Annotated in this window: 15 protein-coding genes and 1 tRNA gene; 11 read left to right on the top strand and 5 right to left on the bottom strand. The window is 69.0% G+C overall.

From position 1 onward, the window contains the following. Nucleotides 1-71 precede the first annotated feature (71 nt). Together gltX and ACTJI8_RS03655 are read left to right on the top strand one after the other, a co-directional pair. Nucleotides 72-1577, top strand: a complete 1506-nt coding sequence (gene gltX / locus ACTJI8_RS03660; RefSeq protein WP_440732037.1) for a glutamate--tRNA ligase — start codon at nt 72-74, stop codon at nt 1575-1577. Between the two features lie 115 nt (nt 1578-1692). Then, nucleotides 1693-1767 (top strand) — tRNA-Gln (locus ACTJI8_RS03655). A 304-nt stretch (nt 1768-2071) separates the two neighbouring features. Here ACTJI8_RS03655 and ACTJI8_RS03650 read toward each other — a convergent pair. Continuing rightward, complete coding sequence (locus ACTJI8_RS03650; protein ID WP_440732036.1) at nt 2072-3418, bottom strand: SDR family oxidoreductase; 1347 nt, start codon at nt 3416-3418, stop codon at nt 2072-2074. On the opposite strand from ACTJI8_RS03650, the gene ACTJI8_RS03645 reads away from it, so the two are divergent. Then, nucleotides 3345-3689, top strand: coding sequence for a WhiB family transcriptional regulator (locus tag ACTJI8_RS03645; RefSeq protein WP_440732035.1), 345 nt, complete (start codon nt 3345-3347; stop codon nt 3687-3689). The two genes, ACTJI8_RS03650 and ACTJI8_RS03645, sit on opposite strands and share 74 nt — an antisense overlap. 52 nt (nt 3690-3741) lie before the next feature. Here ACTJI8_RS03645 and ACTJI8_RS03640 read toward each other — a convergent pair whose 3' ends face one another. Both ACTJI8_RS03640 and ACTJI8_RS03635 read right to left on the bottom strand, forming a co-directional pair. Then, on the bottom strand, nt 3742-4479 hold the full coding sequence (locus ACTJI8_RS03640) for a sulfite exporter TauE/SafE family protein (protein ID WP_440732034.1): 738 nt from the start codon (nt 4477-4479) through the stop codon (nt 3742-3744). Between the two features lie 10 nt (nt 4480-4489). Continuing rightward, on the bottom strand, nt 4490-5251 hold the full coding sequence (locus ACTJI8_RS03635) for a GntR family transcriptional regulator (protein ID WP_440732033.1): 762 nt from the start codon (nt 5249-5251) through the stop codon (nt 4490-4492). 162 nt (nt 5252-5413) lie between these two features. On the opposite strand from ACTJI8_RS03635, the gene iolC reads away from it, so the two are divergent. The 8 genes from iolC (at nt 5414) to ACTJI8_RS03595 (ending at nt 14670) form a co-directional block, all read left to right on the top strand. Then, the gene (gene iolC, locus ACTJI8_RS03630; RefSeq protein ID WP_440732032.1) at nt 5414-6370 is read left to right on the top strand and encodes a 5-dehydro-2-deoxygluconokinase; all 957 of its coding nucleotides are present in this window, start codon (nt 5414-5416) and stop codon (nt 6368-6370) included. Between the two features lies 1 nt (nt 6371). Further along, nucleotides 6372-7271 (top strand): class I fructose-bisphosphate aldolase, encoded by a 900-nt coding sequence (locus ACTJI8_RS03625; RefSeq protein WP_440732031.1) that lies wholly within the window; start codon nt 6372-6374, stop codon nt 7269-7271. A 22-nt stretch (nt 7272-7293) separates the two neighbouring features. Then, on the top strand, nt 7294-8838 hold the full coding sequence (locus ACTJI8_RS03620) for a CoA-acylating methylmalonate-semialdehyde dehydrogenase (RefSeq protein WP_440732030.1): 1545 nt from the start codon (nt 7294-7296) through the stop codon (nt 8836-8838). Between the two features lie 96 nt (nt 8839-8934). Next, nucleotides 8935-9852 carry a 5-deoxy-glucuronate isomerase gene (gene iolB, locus ACTJI8_RS03615; RefSeq protein WP_440732029.1) on the top strand — a complete coding sequence of 306 codons (918 nt, stop codon included), beginning with the start codon at nt 8935-8937 and terminating at the stop codon, nt 9850-9852. Then, complete coding sequence (gene iolD / locus ACTJI8_RS03610; protein ID WP_440732028.1) at nt 9849-11762, top strand: 3D-(3,5/4)-trihydroxycyclohexane-1,2-dione acylhydrolase (decyclizing); 1914 nt, start codon at nt 9849-9851, stop codon at nt 11760-11762. Before iolB ends, iolD begins: the two co-directional genes overlap by 4 nt. Before the next feature lie 30 nt (nt 11763-11792). Next, nucleotides 11793-12743, top strand: a complete 951-nt coding sequence (locus ACTJI8_RS03605; protein WP_440732027.1) for a sugar phosphate isomerase/epimerase family protein — start codon at nt 11793-11795, stop codon at nt 12741-12743. A gap of 19 nt (nt 12744-12762) precedes the next feature. After that, on the top strand, nt 12763-13776 hold the full coding sequence (locus ACTJI8_RS03600; protein ID WP_440732026.1) for a Gfo/Idh/MocA family protein: 1014 nt from the start codon (nt 12763-12765) through the stop codon (nt 13774-13776). 27 nt (nt 13777-13803) lie between these two features. Next, nucleotides 13804-14670, top strand: a complete 867-nt coding sequence (locus ACTJI8_RS03595; RefSeq protein ID WP_440732025.1) for a sugar phosphate isomerase/epimerase family protein — start codon at nt 13804-13806, stop codon at nt 14668-14670. Nucleotides 14671-14749: 79 nt separating this feature from the next. On the opposite strand, the gene ACTJI8_RS03590 is transcribed toward ACTJI8_RS03595, so the two are convergent. Together ACTJI8_RS03590 and ACTJI8_RS03585 are read right to left on the bottom strand one after the other, a co-directional pair. Then, nucleotides 14750-15757: a sugar phosphate isomerase/epimerase family protein gene (locus ACTJI8_RS03590; RefSeq protein ID WP_440732024.1), complete on the bottom strand. Its 1008-nt coding sequence runs from the start codon at nt 15755-15757 to the stop codon at nt 14750-14752. 24 nt (nt 15758-15781) lie between these two features. After that, a complete protein-coding gene (locus tag ACTJI8_RS03585; RefSeq protein ID WP_440732023.1) occupies nt 15782-16999 on the bottom strand; it encodes a Gfo/Idh/MocA family protein in 1218 nt (405 codons plus the stop codon). Between the last annotated feature and the right edge of the window lie 106 nt (nt 17000-17105).

Below are 17105 nucleotides of genomic sequence, written 5' to 3'. Positions count from 1 at the left end.
GGCGGGGTTCTCCCGTCCGGCCCCGGACCCTGCTCGGGAGGCAGGCCGCCCGCAACTAGAATCGAAGGGCTATGGCTACTCCCGATCCCCGCACCACGACCGCGTCCGGTGCTGACGTCCGCGTCCGCTTCTGCCCCTCGCCGACGGGTCTGCCGCACGTCGGCATGGTCCGCACGGCGCTCTACAACTGGGCCTACGCCCGGCACACCGGCGGCAAGATGGTGTTCCGCATCGAGGACACCGACGCCGCGCGCGACAGCGAGGAGAGCTTCCGCCAACTCGTCGACGCGCTGACCTGGCTCAAGATCGACTGGGATGAGGGCGTCGAGGTCGGCGGCCCGCACGGGCCGTACCGCCAGTCGCAGCGCGGTGACATCTACCAGGGCGTGATCGAGAAGCTCAAGGCCGCCGGATCCGTGTACGAGAGCTACTCGACGGCGGAGGAGATCGACGCCCGCAACGAGGCGAACGGCCGCGCGAAGCAGCTCGGCTACGACAACTTCGACCGCGACCTCACCGAGGAGCAGCGGGCCGCGTTCCGCGCCGAGGGTCGCCAGCCCGCGCTGCGTTTGCGTGTGCCGGATGAAGACGTCACCTACGTCGACCTCATCCGCGGCGAGGTCACGTTCCCGGCCGGATCCTTCCCCGACTTCGTCGTCGTGCGCCCCAATGGCGCCCCGCTCTATACGCTGGTGAACCCGGTCGACGACGCGCTCATGGGCATCACACACGTGCTGCGCGGCGAGGATCTGATGCCGTCGACAGCGCGTCAGCTCGCGCTCTACGGTGCGCTCATCGACGCCGGCGTGACGACCTTCGTGCCGCGCTTCGCGCACATGCCGCTCGTGCTGGGGGAGACCGGCAACAAGAAGCTCAGCAAGCGCGACCCGCAGGCCGACCTGTTCCTGCACCGCGAGCGCGGCTTCATCCACGAGGGCCTGCTGAACTACCTCGCGTTGCTCGGCTGGTCGATCGGCCCCGACCGCGACGTGTTCTCGCTCGAGGAGTTCACGGCCGCGTTCGACATCGTCAACGTGAACCCGAACCCGGCCCGCTTCGACCAGAAGAAGGCCGAGTCGATCAACGGCGATCACATCCGCAAGCTCGAGGCGAAGGACTTCGCCGAGCGGATCCTGCCGTACCTCGCCGCCGCCGACGTGTTCGACGGGGAGCCGACGCACGAGCAGCTCGTGCTGGCCTTCCGCGCCGCCCCGCTCGTGCAGGAGCGCGTGCAGCTGCTCGGCGAAGTGCCCGGCCTGCTCGGCTTCCTGTTCTCCGACCAGGTGTCATACGACGAGGACGCGCTCAAGGGGCTGCCCGCGAACGCCGCCGAGGTGCTCACGGCATCCGCCGCGGCGCTCGAGCCGCTCGACACGTTCACGCCGGAGGCGATCCAGGATGCCCTGGCGGCCGCGCTGATCGACGGTCTCGGTCTCAAGCCCCGCGTCGCCTACGGCCCGCCGCGCGTCGCCCTGAGCGGACGCCGGGTGTCGCCGCCGCTGTTCGAGTCGATGGAGCTGCTCGGCAAGGACGAGACGCTCCGCCGCCTCCGCGCGCTGGCCGAGTTCCTGGGCTGACCCGATCACGGGCCGGGGCGGGGGAGCGCGACGCGCGCGGGATCCCGCCCCGGTTTGGATCCGGGGATCAGCTCGGGTAAGCTTGACTCTCGGTGCGAGGCTCCGGTTTCGCCCTTGGGGTATGGTGTAATTGGCAACACGGCTGATTCTGGTTCAGTTGTTCTTGGTTCGAGTCCAGGTACCCCAGCCAGCAGAGAAGGCCCGGAAACACTGAGAAAATCAGTGGTCCGGGCCTCTGTCGTTCCCGGTGCGACTCGGGGCTCTCGTCGATGTCCGCCAGGAAGGCAGAGCGGCCGAGATTTCGGTCGTCTCCGTCGCGAACGATCCCTGGAGCAGCCCGACGAGAGCATCGCCATGCGTCAGCTGCGGATGGTGACCGGCGCCCGGCACCGAGATCAGCTCGACGTCCGGGAGCGACCTGCGCAGCTCGCCGGCGTCCGGCGCGATCGGGTCCTCGCTTCCGGTGACGATGCGGACCGGGCCGCGGAACCGCGTCAGCGCTTCGCGCCGACGAGCGGCCGCAGCGTGGCTGTGGCGCCCGACGGAGCCTGGAGGAAGAACGGCGCGATCAACGTCAGGGAATTCACCCCAGCCGGGTATCGGTCCGCCGCGATCACCGTCGCAGCCGCACCGAGAGAGCGGCCGATGAGGTCGGCGGGCTCCTCGCCCAGCACGGCGGGCGGCCACCGCTCCCAGTCCTGAACGCCCCTTCCGCCGCTGAGCCCGAGTCCGGGCAGGTCGACGGCGCGCGCGCCGATGCCCGACGCCACGGCGGCCCAGGTGTCCGCGTTGACCGGCAGACCGGGAAGAATCAGACGGCTGGATCCGGATGCGCCGAGTTCGAACGTCCTCTCACCACCGGCGTCGACGAACCGTCGCCCGTCGCCCCTCGCCGCTTCGAACCGGTGTGCGGCCAGGTAGTCGGCCCACCGGTCGAGCGAGCACCGCACGTCGGGCATAGGGATGCCGTTCCTCGTGGCGAGCTCGACAGCGGAGTCCGTCGGGTAGCGGTCGGAGGACAGGAAACCGAGCGTCTCCGGATCCGCCTTGGTGACCCACTGCGGAAGCCGCTTGATGACGCTCACCGGGATCTTCAGACCTGGGACCTTCCCGCCGAGGTGCCGGCCGGCCTGCGTGAGCAGCTCCGCCAGCGGTAGGGTCGCGTCGTCGAGAACCCAGTAGGCCGTGCCCATCGCAGCCGGAGCGAGCGCTGCTGCCGCCATGAAGGCGGCCAGATGGTCGACCGTGACGACCGGGAGGAAGGTCGACCCGTTCCCGGGCCGCGCGGCCGCGGTGCCGTCCCAGATCTGCTCGATGGTGGTGGCCAGCCCGATCTGCTGGTCGGACTCTCCGGTCACGCTGTCGCCGATCCCGCTGGACGGATTGACGATCGTCCAGGGGATTCCGCGCTCCAGGGCTCGGGCCTGGAAGATCGCGTCGGATTCCACCTTCGACGCTCCGTAGGCGCCGAGCTCCTTGTAGACGGCGGTGCGGTGGTCATCCGACCACGGAACGGTTGCGGGGTCCTGTCCGCCGACGCGGTAGCCCGAGATGTGGACCACGCGCTGCAGGTGGGGGAGATCCGCGGCGAAGTCGATCAGATTCTCGACGATGCCGACGTTCGCGGTGCGGGCTCCAGAGCCGTCATGCCGAACCGGTAGGACCCGGCGCAGTTGTGGATCTCGGTGATGAACGGGAAGGCTGCAGGCCCCTGGCGAGGATCTCCGGCACCGTGAACTCCGCTGCCGTGTCGTGGGGATTGCCTTGGTGACGGCGGCTCCGTCCGCGCCGGTGATCCACGATCGCGATGAGGAGTGGCGCGCGTCGGCACACTGCTCCATGGTGATACCCGAGATCTTCTTCCCCGAAGCCTGGGAGCGTGCGAACCACGCCAAGGAGATCTGCGCGGGCTGCCCTGCCCGCGAAGATTGCCTGGGGTGCGCCATCGTCAATGACGAGCGGGACGGGATCTGGGGCGCGGCCACGCCGCGCGAGCGCCGTTCCCTTGTCGGATGGCTCTCCGCCGGGGAACCTGTCTCCGAGGTCGCTTCGTCGGCTTCGATCAGCATCGAGAGCGCTCGCAGAATCGCGCTCGGCGTCACCCAGCGCTGAATCCGGGGGCCGGAAGAACAGCGGTTCATCGACGATGCCGCTCGCCGAAGGGTCAGGGAACGAGCAGATAGGCCGCACCGACGACGGTGAGGATCATGACGATCCGGTCGAAGAGAGCCTGCTGCACGTGCGGGATCATCCATCGACCGAACAGGGCTCCGACGACGACCGGCGGGGCGAGCACGGCGTCCACCATGAGTACCGGCACCGTGATGAGCCCGAGACCGACGAGGACCGGCAGCTTGACGATGTTGACGATGGCGAAGAACCAGGCTGCGGTGCCGAGGAACACCTTCACAGGCGTCCTCATGGCGAGCAGGTACATCGACATGACCGGACCGCCGGCGTTGGCCACCATCGTGGTGAAGCCGCCGAGCGAGCCGTAGCCGGCCGTCATCGCGAGGCCCGTGCAGGCAGCGCCGCGGGAAGTGCGGCGCTGCCAGAGGGTGAATGCCACCATCCCGAGCAGGATGATGCCGATGACGGGCTTCACGAGCGTGTTGTCCGCGAACGCCAGGAAGAGCGCGCCGAACAGGACGCCGGCGACCACGGCGGGCGCGAGACGCACCAGCGTCGGCCAATGCGCGTGACGCCGATAGGCGAGCAGGGCGAAGACGTCACCGATGATGAGCAGGATGAGGAGCGCGCCGGTCGATGTCCGCGCCGAAAGGAATGCGGCGAAGACGGCGACGGAGATCGTGCTGGCCCCGGGCAGGGCGGTCTTCGAGACGCCGACGATGGCCGCGGCGAGGGCGAGCAGCATCCACGCCCACGGCGCCAGATCGAGCATTCGGCCGCGGCTACTTGGCGACGAGGGTGGTCTCGAAGCTGTACATGTCGGGCCGATAGCAGTGGTGACCGAACTCGATCGCCCGGCCCGAGTTGTCGTAGGCGACGCGCTCCATGGTCAGTACCGGGCCCCCGCGGTCGATGTCGAGCAGTTCGCTCTCGTCGCCCGCCGCTCGGCGAGCACCGATCCGCTGCTTCGCGATCTGTATGGCGACCCCCCGCGCGCGGAGGATCTGGTACAGCCCTCGCTCGCTCAGTTGCTCGGTGGTGATGTCGCCGAACTCGGGAGGCAGATAGTTCTCCAGCACCGCCACCGGAACGCCGTCGGTGGTGCGCTGACGGCGCAGATAGACGACGTCGGCGCCTGCTTCGAGTCCCAGTGCGGTCGCGATCTGCTCGGTCGCCGGAACGACGTCGTGCGCGAGCACGATCGTTCCGGGGGCGTGATGGGAGCTGGTGAGGTCTTCGTAGAGGCTCGTGAGCTCGACCTGCCGCGTCACCTGACCCTGGACGACCTGGGTGCCGATACCGCGCCGGCGCACGAGGAGTCCCTTGTCGACGACCTCCTGGATGGCACGGCGAATCGTCGGCCGTGAGACGCCGAGGCGCTGTCCGATCGCGATCTCGTTCTCGAGCCGCGCCCCCGGGGGGATGTCTCCCGATTGGATCGCCGTCTCGAGCCTGCTGGAGATCTGGAAGTAGATCGGCACGGGGCCGGTGCGATCGAGGTCCTGGAAGAGCTGGTCCGGCCAGATGGGCTCGTCGTTCGCCATGGAAAGCCTCCGTTCGACAATATGTCGTCACAACCTTACGTCCTGGCGCCCTTGTCACGCGAGATTGTCCCTTGCAACCGCGAGAGCTTGTGTTATTGTTAGGACAATTCAGGGACGAACTGCTTCCTGAGGCGAATCAGCGAAGGTGGTGTCCGGCGGCGTATGAGCGAACCGACCCTCGAACTCGATGTGCTTGCAGCCGGACGGCTGGGCGTGGACCTCTACCCCCTGCAGGACGGACGGGGGCTCGCCGACGTCGACACCTTCGGCAAGTACCTCGGCGGCAGCGCCGCGAACGTCGCCGTCGCCGCCGCCCGGCATGGCCACGACGTCGCGCTGCTGTCGCGTGTCGGCGACGACCCCTTCGGGCGTTACCTGCTGCGCGAGCTCGACCGTCTCGGGGTCGACAATCGGTACGTCGGAGTCGACCCGCGGCTGAAGACGCCCCTCACGTTCTGCGAGATCTTCCCTCCCGATGACTTCCCGCTCTACTTCTACCGCGAGCCGAAGGCGCCGGATCTCGACATCGAACCGTCCGACCTCGACCTCGACGCCGTCCGGCGCGCACGCGTCCTGTGGCTCACCGTCACCGGCCTCAGCCAGGAGCCGAGCCGCGCCACGCACTTCGCCGCACTCCACGCCCGGGACCGTGCACAGCACACCATCCTCGACCTCGACTACCGGCCGATGTTCTGGGCCGACCCTGCGGAGGCCTCGACGCAGGTCGCCCACGCCCTCCCGCATGTCACCGTCGCCGTCGGCAACCGTGAGGAATGCGAGATCGCCGTCGGCGAGACCGCGCCGCTGCGCGCCGCCGACGCGCTGCTCGAACGAGGCGTCGAGCTCGCCATCGTCAAACAGGGCCCCAAGGGCGTCCTCGCCAAGACGCGGGACGAGACCGTCGAAATGCCGCCTCACCCCGTCGAGGTGGTGAACGGTCTCGGCGCGGGGGACGCGTTCGGCGGCGCGCTCATCCACGGCCTGCTGTCCGGATGGGAACTCGAGCGCATCCTGCGTTTCGCGAACGTCGCGGGCGCGATCGTCGCCTCCCGCCGCGAGTGCTCGACCGCGATGCCCACGGCCGGCGAGGTCGAAGCCGTCCTCGAGAAGGGGTACTGAGATGAGCAGGATGACCCCTGGCGAGGAGGAGTTCGCGGAGCTTCGCGAACTCCGTGCCCGGCACCCCGAGCAGCTCCGCGCACGGCTGACGGGCCGGCGTCGGAGAGACGTGCTCAACGGCGACGGACGCCTGTTCATCGTCGCGGCAGACCATCCCGCTCGCGGTGCGCTCGCAGTGGGGGCGAACCCGACCGCGATGGCGGACCGCTACGACCTGCTCGAACGGATGGCGATCGCCCTCGGCCGGCCGGGTGTCGACGGCGTGCTCGGCACCCCCGACATCGTCGACGACCTCGCCGGCCTCGGCCTCCTCGACGACAAGATCGTCGTGGGTTCGATGAACCGCGGGGGCCTGCGCGGGGCACGATTCGAGATGGATGACCGCTACACGGGCTACGACGTTCCGACGATGGCTGCGGACGGCATCGACTTCGCGAAGACACTGATCCGCGTGAACCTCGACGACGAGGCCACGGCTCCCACGTTGCAGGCGACCGCCGATGCCGTCTCGCAGGCGGTCGCGGCGGGGCTGCCGATCATGCTCGAGCCGTTCATGAGCCGCTGGGTCGATGGGCGCATCGTGAACGACCTGTCGACCGATGCCGTCATCCTCTCGATCGCGATCGCCTCCGGGCTCGGGGCGTCCAGCGCCTACACCTGGATGAAGCTGCCGGTCGTCGAGGACATGGAGCGCGTCATGGCTGCGACGACGATGCCGACGCTTCTGCTCGGCGGTGATTCCGGGGCTGATCCGGACCAGACGTTCGCCGCGTGGGAGGACGCGCTCTCCCTCCCCGGCGTCCGCGGGCTCACCGTGGGCCGCACCCTCCTCTATCCGCCCGATGGCGACGTCGCCGCTGCCGTGGACATCGCGGCCGGCCTCGTCCACACCGGACTCTGAAACCTACGAAGGAAGCACTCGCATGAGCATCACTGAGACATCGCCGGCGATCGAGGCGGAGCAGACGCCCCTCATCATCGGGCACTGGATCAACGGGGCGTCCGTCGTTCCCGCGAACGGACGCACCACGCCCGTGTACAACCCCGCGACCGGCGCGGTGCGCGCCGAGGTCGCACTCGCCGACGAGACGGACATCGCGGCCGCGATCGCATCGGCGGGTGCGGGTTTCGAGGTCTGGTCGCGATACTCGATCGCGAAGCGCCAGGCCGTGCTGTTCGCGTTCCGCGAGCTGCTGAACGCACGCAAGGGCGAACTGGCGGAGCTGATCACCGCCGAGCACGGCAAAGTGCTCTCGGACGCGATGGGGGAGATCCTGCGGGGCCAGGAGGTCGTGGAGCTCGCGACCGGCTTCCCGCACCTCGTCAAGGGCGCGTTCAGCGAGAACGCGTCCACCGGCATCGACGTGTATTCGCTCAAGCAGCCGCTCGGCGTCGTCGGGATCATCAGCCCGTTCAACTTTCCGGCGATGGTGCCGATGTGGTTCTTCCCGATCGCGATCGCGGCCGGCAACGCGGTCGTGCTGAAGCCCTCCGAGAAGGATCCGTCCGCCGCACTCTGGATGGCCCGGCTGTGGCAGGAGGCGGGGCTCCCCGACGGCGTGTTCACCGTCCTGCAGGGCGACAAGCTCGCCGTCGACGGCCTGCTGGAGAGCCCGGTCGTGCAGTCGATCTCGTTCGTCGGGTCGACGCCGATCGCGCAGTACATCTACGAGACGGCGTCGAAGCACGGCAAGCGAGTCCAGGCCCTCGGCGGTGCGAAGAATCACATGCTGGTTCTCCCCGACGCCGATCTCAACCTCGCCGCCGACATGGCGATCAACGCCGGCTATGGAGCCGCGGGGGAGCGGTGCATGGCGATCTCGGTGGTGCTCGCCGTCGAGCCCGTCGCCGACGAACTCATCGCGAAGGTGGCCGAGCGCATCGGCACCCTGCGCATCGGGAACGGCTCATCCACGCCCGAGCCCGACATGGGGCCGCTCATCACCGACGTCCACCGATCGAAGGTGTCGGAGTACGTCGACATCGCCGAGGCCGATGGTGCGACCGTCATCGTCGACGGTCGCGGGTTCTCGGTGGAGGGCGCGGAGGACGGGTTCTTCTTCGGCCCGACGCTGCTGGACAACGTCCCCACGACCTCGCGCGCGTACACCGAGGAGATCTTCGGCCCTGTGCTGTCGGTCGTGCGGGTGCAGTCGTACGACGAGGGCCTCGACCTCATCAACTCGGGGCAGTTCGGCAACGGGACCGCGATCTTCACGAACGACGGTGGCGCGGCCCGCCGGTTCCAGAACGAGGTGCAGGTCGGCATGATCGGTATCAATGTGCCGATTCCCGTCCCTGTCGCGTACCACTCGTTCGGCGGCTGGAAGAAGTCGCTGTTCGGCGATGCGAAGGCGTACGGCGTGCACGGTTTCGACTTCTTCACCCGTGAGAAGGCCATCACGAGTCGCTGGCTGGATCCCGCCGCTCACGGTGGCATCAACCTCGGCTTCCCGCAGAACGACTGATCGGACACGCGCCGGCACCACGCTCCGCAGCCGCGAGCTGGGGACTCGCGGCTGCGGCTGTCCTCCCCCTGGCACATCGACCCACGAGAGCACGACATGAATGAACAGCGCTGGTTCCACCGTCGCGGCGAGCTCCGCCGTGACGGCTGGGAGAGCGTCGTCGACGCCACGACCCCGGGCTGGCAGTACACCGGCATCCGGGTCGCGGAACTCGTCGACGGCGACGAGCTCGCCCTCGAGGGGGTGGCTGTCGAGCGGATCATCGTTCCGCTCGCCGGATCGTTCACGGTGACGCACCACCAGCATCCGGGAGAGGAGGAGACACTGCTGCAGGGGCGCCCCTCGGTGTTCGCAGGGCCGACCGATGTGCTCTACCTGCCGACCGGCACGACGGCGGAGATCCGCGGCCGCGGCCGTGTCGCCATCGCCGAGGCCCCGACGACGGAGCGGCGCGCCTCGCGGTACATCGCCGCGTCCGAGACGCCCGTCGAGCTGCGCGGCAGAGGCGCGTCGAGCCGGCAGGTGCACAACTTCGGGACACCGCAGGCGCTGGACGCCGCACGTCTGATCGTGTGCGAGGTGATCACTCCAGCCGAGAACTGGTCGTCGTATCCACCGCACAAGCACGACGAGCGCGTCCCGGGCCACGAGTCCCGCCTCGAGGAGATCTACTACTTCGAGTCCGCGCCGGCGCAGGAGGCCGCGGCCTCCGCCGACGAGAGTGCCGCGTTCGGCATGTTCAGCACGTATGCCTCCCCGGTGGGGGAGATCGACATCAACGCCAGGGTGCGCACCGGTGACATCGCGCTCGTGCCGTACGGATACCACGGTCCCGCGGTCGCCGCCCCGGGCTACGACCTCTACTACCTGAACGTGATGGCCGGTCCGGATCCGGACCGGGCCTGGCTGATCAGCGACGACCCCGCGCATGCGTGGGTGCGCGACACCTGGGACGGTCAGGATCTCGACCCCCGCCTCCCCTTCCCGAACGACAGTAGAAAGGCCGGCGCATGACGGAAACCAGGCGCATGACGGTCAGCCAGGCGCTGATCGAGTTCCTCGCGCACCAGTGGACGGTGGACGGCGATATCCGCGAGCGCACGATCCCGGGCGTCTTCGGGATCTTCGGGCACGGCAACGTGGCCGGCATCGGCCAGGCGCTGAAGCAGGCCAATGTCGAGAGCCCCGACCTCATGCCCTACTTCCAGGCCCGCAACGAGCAGGCGATGGTGCACCAGGCCGTCGGCTATGCGCGCATGCACCGTCGGCGGGGCACCTACGCCGCCGCGGCGTCGGTCGGTCCCGGGGCCGCCAACATGCTGACCGCAGCGGCGCTGGCGACATCCAATCGGCTGCCCGCGTTGCTGCTGCCGAGCGACACCTTCGCGACCAGGGTGGCAGACCCGGTGCTGCAGCAGCTGGAGCATCCGCACGACCTCGGCATCCAGGTGACGGACGCGTTCCGCCCGCTGTCGCGCTTCTTCGATCGCGTGCAGCGACCGGAGCAGCTGTTCTCGATCGCGCTCGCCGCGATGCGCGTGCTCACCGACCCGGTCGAGACGGGCGCGGTCACGATCGCGCTGCCCGAGGACGTGCAGGCCGAGGCGCTGGACGTGCCGATCGCTTTCCTCCAGGACAGGGAGTGGCACCTCCGCCGGCCGCTGCCGGAGCGCGGTGCGCTGGCCCGTGCGGTCGCGTCGATCCGCGGCGCGAAGAGGCCGTTCATCGTCGCGGGAGGCGGCGTGCTGTACTCCGGCGCCGAGGGCCGCCTGAAGGCTCTCGCCGAGGAGACCGGCATCCCGGTCGGCAGCTCGCAGGCGGGCGGCGGAGTGCTGAACTGGGACCACCCTCAGTACCTCGGCGGCGTCGGCGCGACGGGCACCCTCGCGGCGAACCGGCTCGCCGCGGAGGCCGACGTCGTCATCGGCATCGGCACGCGCTACAGCGACTTCACCACCGCCTCCCGTTCGGCGTTCCAGAACCCCGGCGTCGTCTTCGTGAACATCAACGTCGCCTCGTTCGACGCATACAAGCACGGTTCCCAGCTCCCGGTCATCGCCGACGCCCGCGAGGCGCTCGTCGAACTGGCCGTCGCGCTGGAAGGCTTCGGAGTCTCCCCGGAGTACGCCGAGCGCATCGCGCGCGAGAAGGCGGAGTGGGACGGGCTCGTCGACGACGCGTTCGCGCCCTCCGGGCTCGCCCTCCCGGGACAGCCGGAGATCATCGGCGCGGTGCAGCAGTCCTCGGCGCCGGCGGACGTCATCGTGCAGGCCGCGGGATCGTTGCCCGGCGACCTGCACAAGCTCTGGCGGGTGCGCGATCCGCTCGGCTACCACGTCGAGTACGCGTTCTCCTGCATGGGCTACGAGATCGCCGGGGGCCTCGGGGCCAAGCGCGGTCTCGTCGCGGACGGCGACGACCGCGACGTGATCGTGATGGTGGGCGACGGCTCGTACCTCATGCTGAACACGGAGCTGGTCACGGCCGTCGCCGAGGGCGTCAAGCTCATCGTCATCCTCATCCAGAACCACGGCTACGCGTCGATCGGACATCTCTCCGAGACCGTCGGATCCGAGCGCTTCGGCACCTGGTACCGGGAGTACGACCCGCAGTCCCGCAACTTCCAGGGCGAACGGATCCTGCCTGTTGATCTCGCCGCGAACGCTCGCAGCTACGGCGTGGACGTGATCGAGGTCGAGCCGACGGCCTCGGCCATCGACGACCTCAAGGCGGCCGTCGCCGCGGCCAAGGCCTCCGATCGCTCCACCTTCATCCACATCAACAGCGACCCGCTGATCTACGCGCCCGACGGCGCGGGATGGTGGGACGTGCCGGTGCCCGAGGTCTCCACCCTCGCGTCCACGCAGCAGGCCCGTGCGGAGTACCTCCAGCAGCAGGCCCATCAGAAACCGCTCCTCGGCTGAGCCGACACAGAACACCCCTCGGAGAAACCCATGACTGATTCCCTCCCCGAAGACGCCGTCATCGCCACGACCGAGCGCGCCGGCCTTCGCGTCGGCACGGCCCCCGACTCGTGGGGCGTCTGGTTCCCGGACGACCCGAAGCAGGTGCCGTGGCAGCGCTTCCTCGACGAAGTCGTCGAAGCCGGCTACTCGTGGATCGAGCTCGGCCCCTACGGCTACCTGCCGACGGACCCGCACCAGTTGGAGGACGAGCTCGGCTCGCGCGGGCTCAAGCTCTCGGCGGGTACGGTGTTCACGGGCTTCCACAAGGGCGACGACCAGTGGCAGCGGGCCTGGGACCAGGCTCTGGCCGTCGCCGGTCTCGCCTCGCAGCTCGGCGCCCAGCACCTCGTCGTCATCCCCGACCTCTGGCGCAGCGATGCGACCAGCGAGGTGCTGGAGCCGCGAACGCTCAGCGACGAGCAGTGGAAGAAGCTCGCTGCCGGACACGATCGCCTCGGGAAGGCGCTTCTCGAGGAGTTCGGCGTCGCGCAGCAGTTCCACTCGCATGCCGACAGCCACGTGGGCACCACCCGTGAGGTGCTGCGGTTCCTCGACGAGACCGACCCCCGGTACACCAACCTGTGCCTGGACACCGGTCACTTCGCGTACTACGGGGGCGACAATGTCAAGCTCATCGAGGAGCGCCCCGACCGGATCGGATACCTGCACCTCAAGCAGGTCGACACCTCGCTCCTATATGACGTGCTGAAGAATGACGTGCCGTTCGCGGATGCCGTCGCCCAGGGGATCATGATCGAACCGCCGCAGGGCGTGCCCGACCTCGCCCCGATCATCGAAGCGGTCGCGGCGATCGACTCCGAGATCTTCGCGATCGTCGAGCAGGACATGTACGGCTGCGACGTCGACCGCCCCTTCCCGATCGCCCAGCGGACGCGCGAGCACATCTTCTCGTGCACCCACCTCGCCCGCGTGCACTGAACCTTCCAGGAGACATGACATGACCAACGACCTTCGCGTCGGCGTCGTCGGCGCCGGCCTCATGGGCGCAGATCACATCGCCCGCATCACCCGGCGGATCTCCGGGGCCGCCGTCTCGGCGATCGTCGAGCCCGACGCCGGACGGGCCGCCGCTGCCGCGCAGAACGCGCCGGGCGCCCGGACGTTCGCGCGGATCGAAGACGCCATCGCGGCCGGCGCGGTGGACGCCGTGCTCATCGCGACGCCCGGCCGATTCCACGAGCCGGTCCTGGTTCCCGCGCTGGAGGCGAAGCTGCCGATCCTGTGCGAGAAGCCGCTCACGCCGGACTCCGCGTCCTCGTGGGAGATCCTCCAGCTCGAGCAGAAGCTCGACCGCCCGCACATCCAGGTGGGCTTCATGCGCCGCTTCGATGCCGAGTACCAGGCCCTGCGCTCCCTCGTGGAGACGGGGGATTCGGGCGAGCTCATGATGCTGCGGTGCGCGCATCGCAACCCGTCGGTGCCCGACGGCTACACGCAGGAGATGCTCATCAACGACTCCGTCGTCCACGAGTTCGACGTGGTTCCCTGGCTGGCGGGCTCTCCGGTCAGGACAGTGGAGGTCAAGTACCCGCGCCGCAATTCGCTTTCGCCTGCGCATCTGCGCGAGCCCATCCTCGTGCTCATGGAGCTCGAGAACGGCGTGCTCGTCGACGTCGAGATGAATGTGAGCGTGCAGTTCGGCTACCAGGTCGCGACCGAGGCGGTCTTCGAGAAGGGGCTCGCGCGGATCGGTCAGCCCGCAGGCCTGCAGATATGGCGCGACGGCCGGTTCGCGGTCGCCGAGCACGTGAGCTTCGTGACCCGTTTCGCCGCGGCCTATGACCAGCAGGTCCAGCGGTGGGTGGACGCGGTGCGCAGCGGCACCCTGGTCGACGGACCCAACGCGTGGGACGGTTACCGTGTCGCCCTCGCCTGCGAGGCGGGGGTGAAGGCCCTCGGCGGCGGCGTCGTCGCGGTCGAGGCCACCGAGCGTCCCGCGTTCTATGCGTGACACGAGCACAGTGATCGAGGAGAAGACATGGTGAAGATCGCTCTCGACCCCACGCCGTACCATCACGACGCCACGCTGCTGGAGCTCCCCGAGATCGCCGCGCGACTCGGTTACGAGTACCTGCAGTTGACGCCGCACGTCGACTTCTCGCCGTTCTACCGGTACCCGAAGGCCGATGACGACCTCGTGGCGAGGTTCAAGAAGGTGGCCGCGGATGCCGGCGTCGGGATCCCTGCGATCCTGCCGGTGCAGCGGATCTCCTGGCCGGAGGAGCCGCAGCGGGAGGCGGCGGTGCGCAATTTCCGACGCGTCATCCAGTTGGCCGTGGAACTCGGCGTCCCGGTCATCAACACCGAGTTCTCCGGCCGCCCCGACCATCAGGAGGACTCCGAGGCGGCGTTCTACCGGTCGATGGAAGAGCTGCTGCCCATCGTCGAGCGCGAGGGGCTTCGCCTGAACATCGATCCGCATCCCGACGACTTCGTCGAGGACGGCCTGGAGGCGTGGCGGGTCCTTCGCGGTCTCAACTCCCGGGCGATCGGCTTCGTGTACGTCGCGTCCCACACGTTCCACTACGGCGATCGGGCGACGACCCTCCTCCCAGAACTCGGGGACCGTCTCGGGGCCGTGTACACGGCCGACACTTTCGATCACCGTCGCTCGCACGGGTTGCGCTACATCTCCAACCCGCCGGGCAACGCAGCCCGCATCCACCAGCACCTCCGCATCGGCGACGCCGACGTGGACTGGCAGGAGCTGTTCGGCACGCTCCGCGCGATCGGATACCTGGCTCGCGAGGACGCTCTCATCGTGTCCAACGTGTTCGCCGAGGACGAGAACGCGGACGACGTCTCGCGGTTCCAGCTTCAGCGGCTGCGAGAGCTCATCGGCTGAGGACCATCGGTACCGCGGGAGACGTGAAGGCCGGGGCGCTGCGACAGCGCCCCGGCCTTCACGTCTCCGGGAACGAGGCTCAGAGCGACGCGGTCAACGCGGCGTCCGCCTCCTTGAGCACTGCCGCGGCGACCTGAAGGCCCTCGATGCGGCCGAGGGACACGTCCTCGTGCTCGATGTTCACGTAGATGTCCGGATCGACCTCGTGCAGGGCGCGCAGGAACTCGGTCCAGAACCCGACGTCGTGACCCTTGCCGAGCGCCACGAAGTCCCACGCGGAGTCCACGGGCCACTCGTTGGCCCACTCGTCGCCGCCGAGGTTCACCCGCGGCTCGTCCGGCGACAGGCGCCGGAACGAGTTGTCGAGCACTCCGTAGAGCGCCGCATTCCCGGGGTTCACCCGCACATCCTTCGCGGCGGCCTGATACACCAGACCGTCGAGGTGGCGGACGACGGCGATCGGATCCATCTGCTGCCAGAACAGGTGAGAGGCGTCGAGCTCGACACCGACGTGCGCGACGCCGGCGAGGTTGACGAGCCTGTGCACATCGGCCGCGTTGAAGACCAGATTCTGCGGGTGCAGCTCCAGGGCGACCTTGACGTCGTGATCGCCGGCGAGGCCGTCGATCTCACGCCAGAACGCCGCTGCGACGTTCCACTGATAGTCGAGCACATCGAGGGCGGCGGAGTTCCACGCGTTGACGATCCAGTTGGGGTGCGCCGCGCTCGGCTCGCCGCCGGGCAGACCCGACATGGTCACGACGCGGTGCTGTCCGATGCGGGAGGCGAAGCGGATCGCGCGGCGGACGTCTTCCGCGTGCTTCTCCCCGATCAGGGGGTTGGGGTGCAGCGGGTTGCCGTTGCAGTTCAGGCCCGCCGGGCTCACGCCCGTCCCCTCGAAGACGCCGAGGAAGTCATCGCGCGCCGTATCGGACGCGAGGACCTCGTCGAACGTGGGGATGTGGGTGGCGGGCAGGAACCCGCCGGTGTTCAGTTCGATGCCCGTCAGACCGAGGTCGGCGATGACGGACAGCGCTTCGGGAAGCGTGCGGTCGTGCAGGATCGCGTTGTAGACGCCGAGTCGCATGGTGGCTCCTTGTTCTCTGGATGTTCAGGCGGTGAGGGACGCGGCGGCGGGATCCGGAACGGGCACGGCGATTCCTCCGGTCAGTGCGGACTGCGAGGCCGCCTCGAGAAGGCGCAGATTGCGCAGGCCGTCGGCGAAGCTCGCGTTGCGGGGCAGCGACTCGGCCTCGCTGAGACCGGCGACCTCTTCGAGCATGGCCCTGGCCTGGAAGACGAAGCCCTCGTTCTGGCCGATGCCGACGCCCGGGGCGTCCATGGGCAGGCCGCCCTGCCAGTACGGGTGGGACGGTCCCAGGACGATGGTTCGCCATCCCGAGGTCGCGGAGTCCGCCTCGTGCAGGAAGAGCTCGACCTGACCGGGGTTGCGGAAGTCGAAGCGGGCGGCTCCGCGCTCCCCGTAGACCTCGAGCGTGAGCGTGTTCGGGTGGCCCGCGGCGACGCGCGAGACCTGCACGGTCGCGGTCGCGCCGCTCGCGAGGTCGGCGGAGAACACCGCGACATCGTCGTTCTCGACCGTGTCCTGCTCGTCCGAGACCTCAACCTTGCCGCGGCCGGAGATCGCACCGAGCGGCTTGGGCCGTCGGCCGATGACCGTGCTGAGGTGCCCTCCGCGGACACCGGTGATGTCCGCGGCGCCGACGAACTCGACGAGGTAGCTGAGGTGGCTGCCGACATCCGCGAGGGCGCCGGAACCGGCCGGCCCCTTGTATCGCCAGCTGATCGGCGTCTGAGGGTCGCAGCCGTAGTCGGTCAAGTATCCGCCGTTGACGTGGAACACCCGGCCGAGCGTCCCGTCCTGCACGAGCTTGCGCACGAAGGCGATACCGGGGGAGCGGCGGAACGTGAGCCCGACCCGTGCGAGACGCGACGATCGCGCGGCCGCGCGGACCATGGCCTCGGCATCCGCGATCGTGTCGGAGAGCGGCTTCTCGCAGAGCACGTGCTTGCCGGCGGCGAGCGCTGCCTCGGCGATCTCGCGGTGCAGTGCGTTGGCCACGACGATCGACACCACGTCGATGTCTTCGGCCTCCACGATCGCCTGCCATGAGGTCTCGTGCCGGTCGTAGCCGAAGCGCGCGGCTGTGTCGACGGCGACGGGCTCGTAGGCGTCGGCGATCGCGACCAGGCGGACGGACGGGAGCGCCGCGCGGTAGAGGGTCGTCGCGCTGCGGTAGGCCGCGGCGTGGGCCTTGCCCGCCATTCCTGCTCCGATGACGGCGACACCGATGTCGGTCGTGCTCATTGTTCTCCTCTCGGGTGGGCCGACGTTTCGAGAGAGGCCCGTCGGCGGGATCCGGGCGCTTGCTGGAGCGCTCCAATGGCGAGCGTAATCTTGTATATATGTCCTG

This window comes from Microbacterium sp. 22303 (assembly GCF_052045265.1).
Classification (GTDB): Bacteria; Actinomycetota; Actinomycetes; order Actinomycetales; family Microbacteriaceae; genus Microbacterium.
Note: the sequence above shows the minus strand (reverse complement) of the source record. Positions and strands in the feature narration are given on the sequence as shown.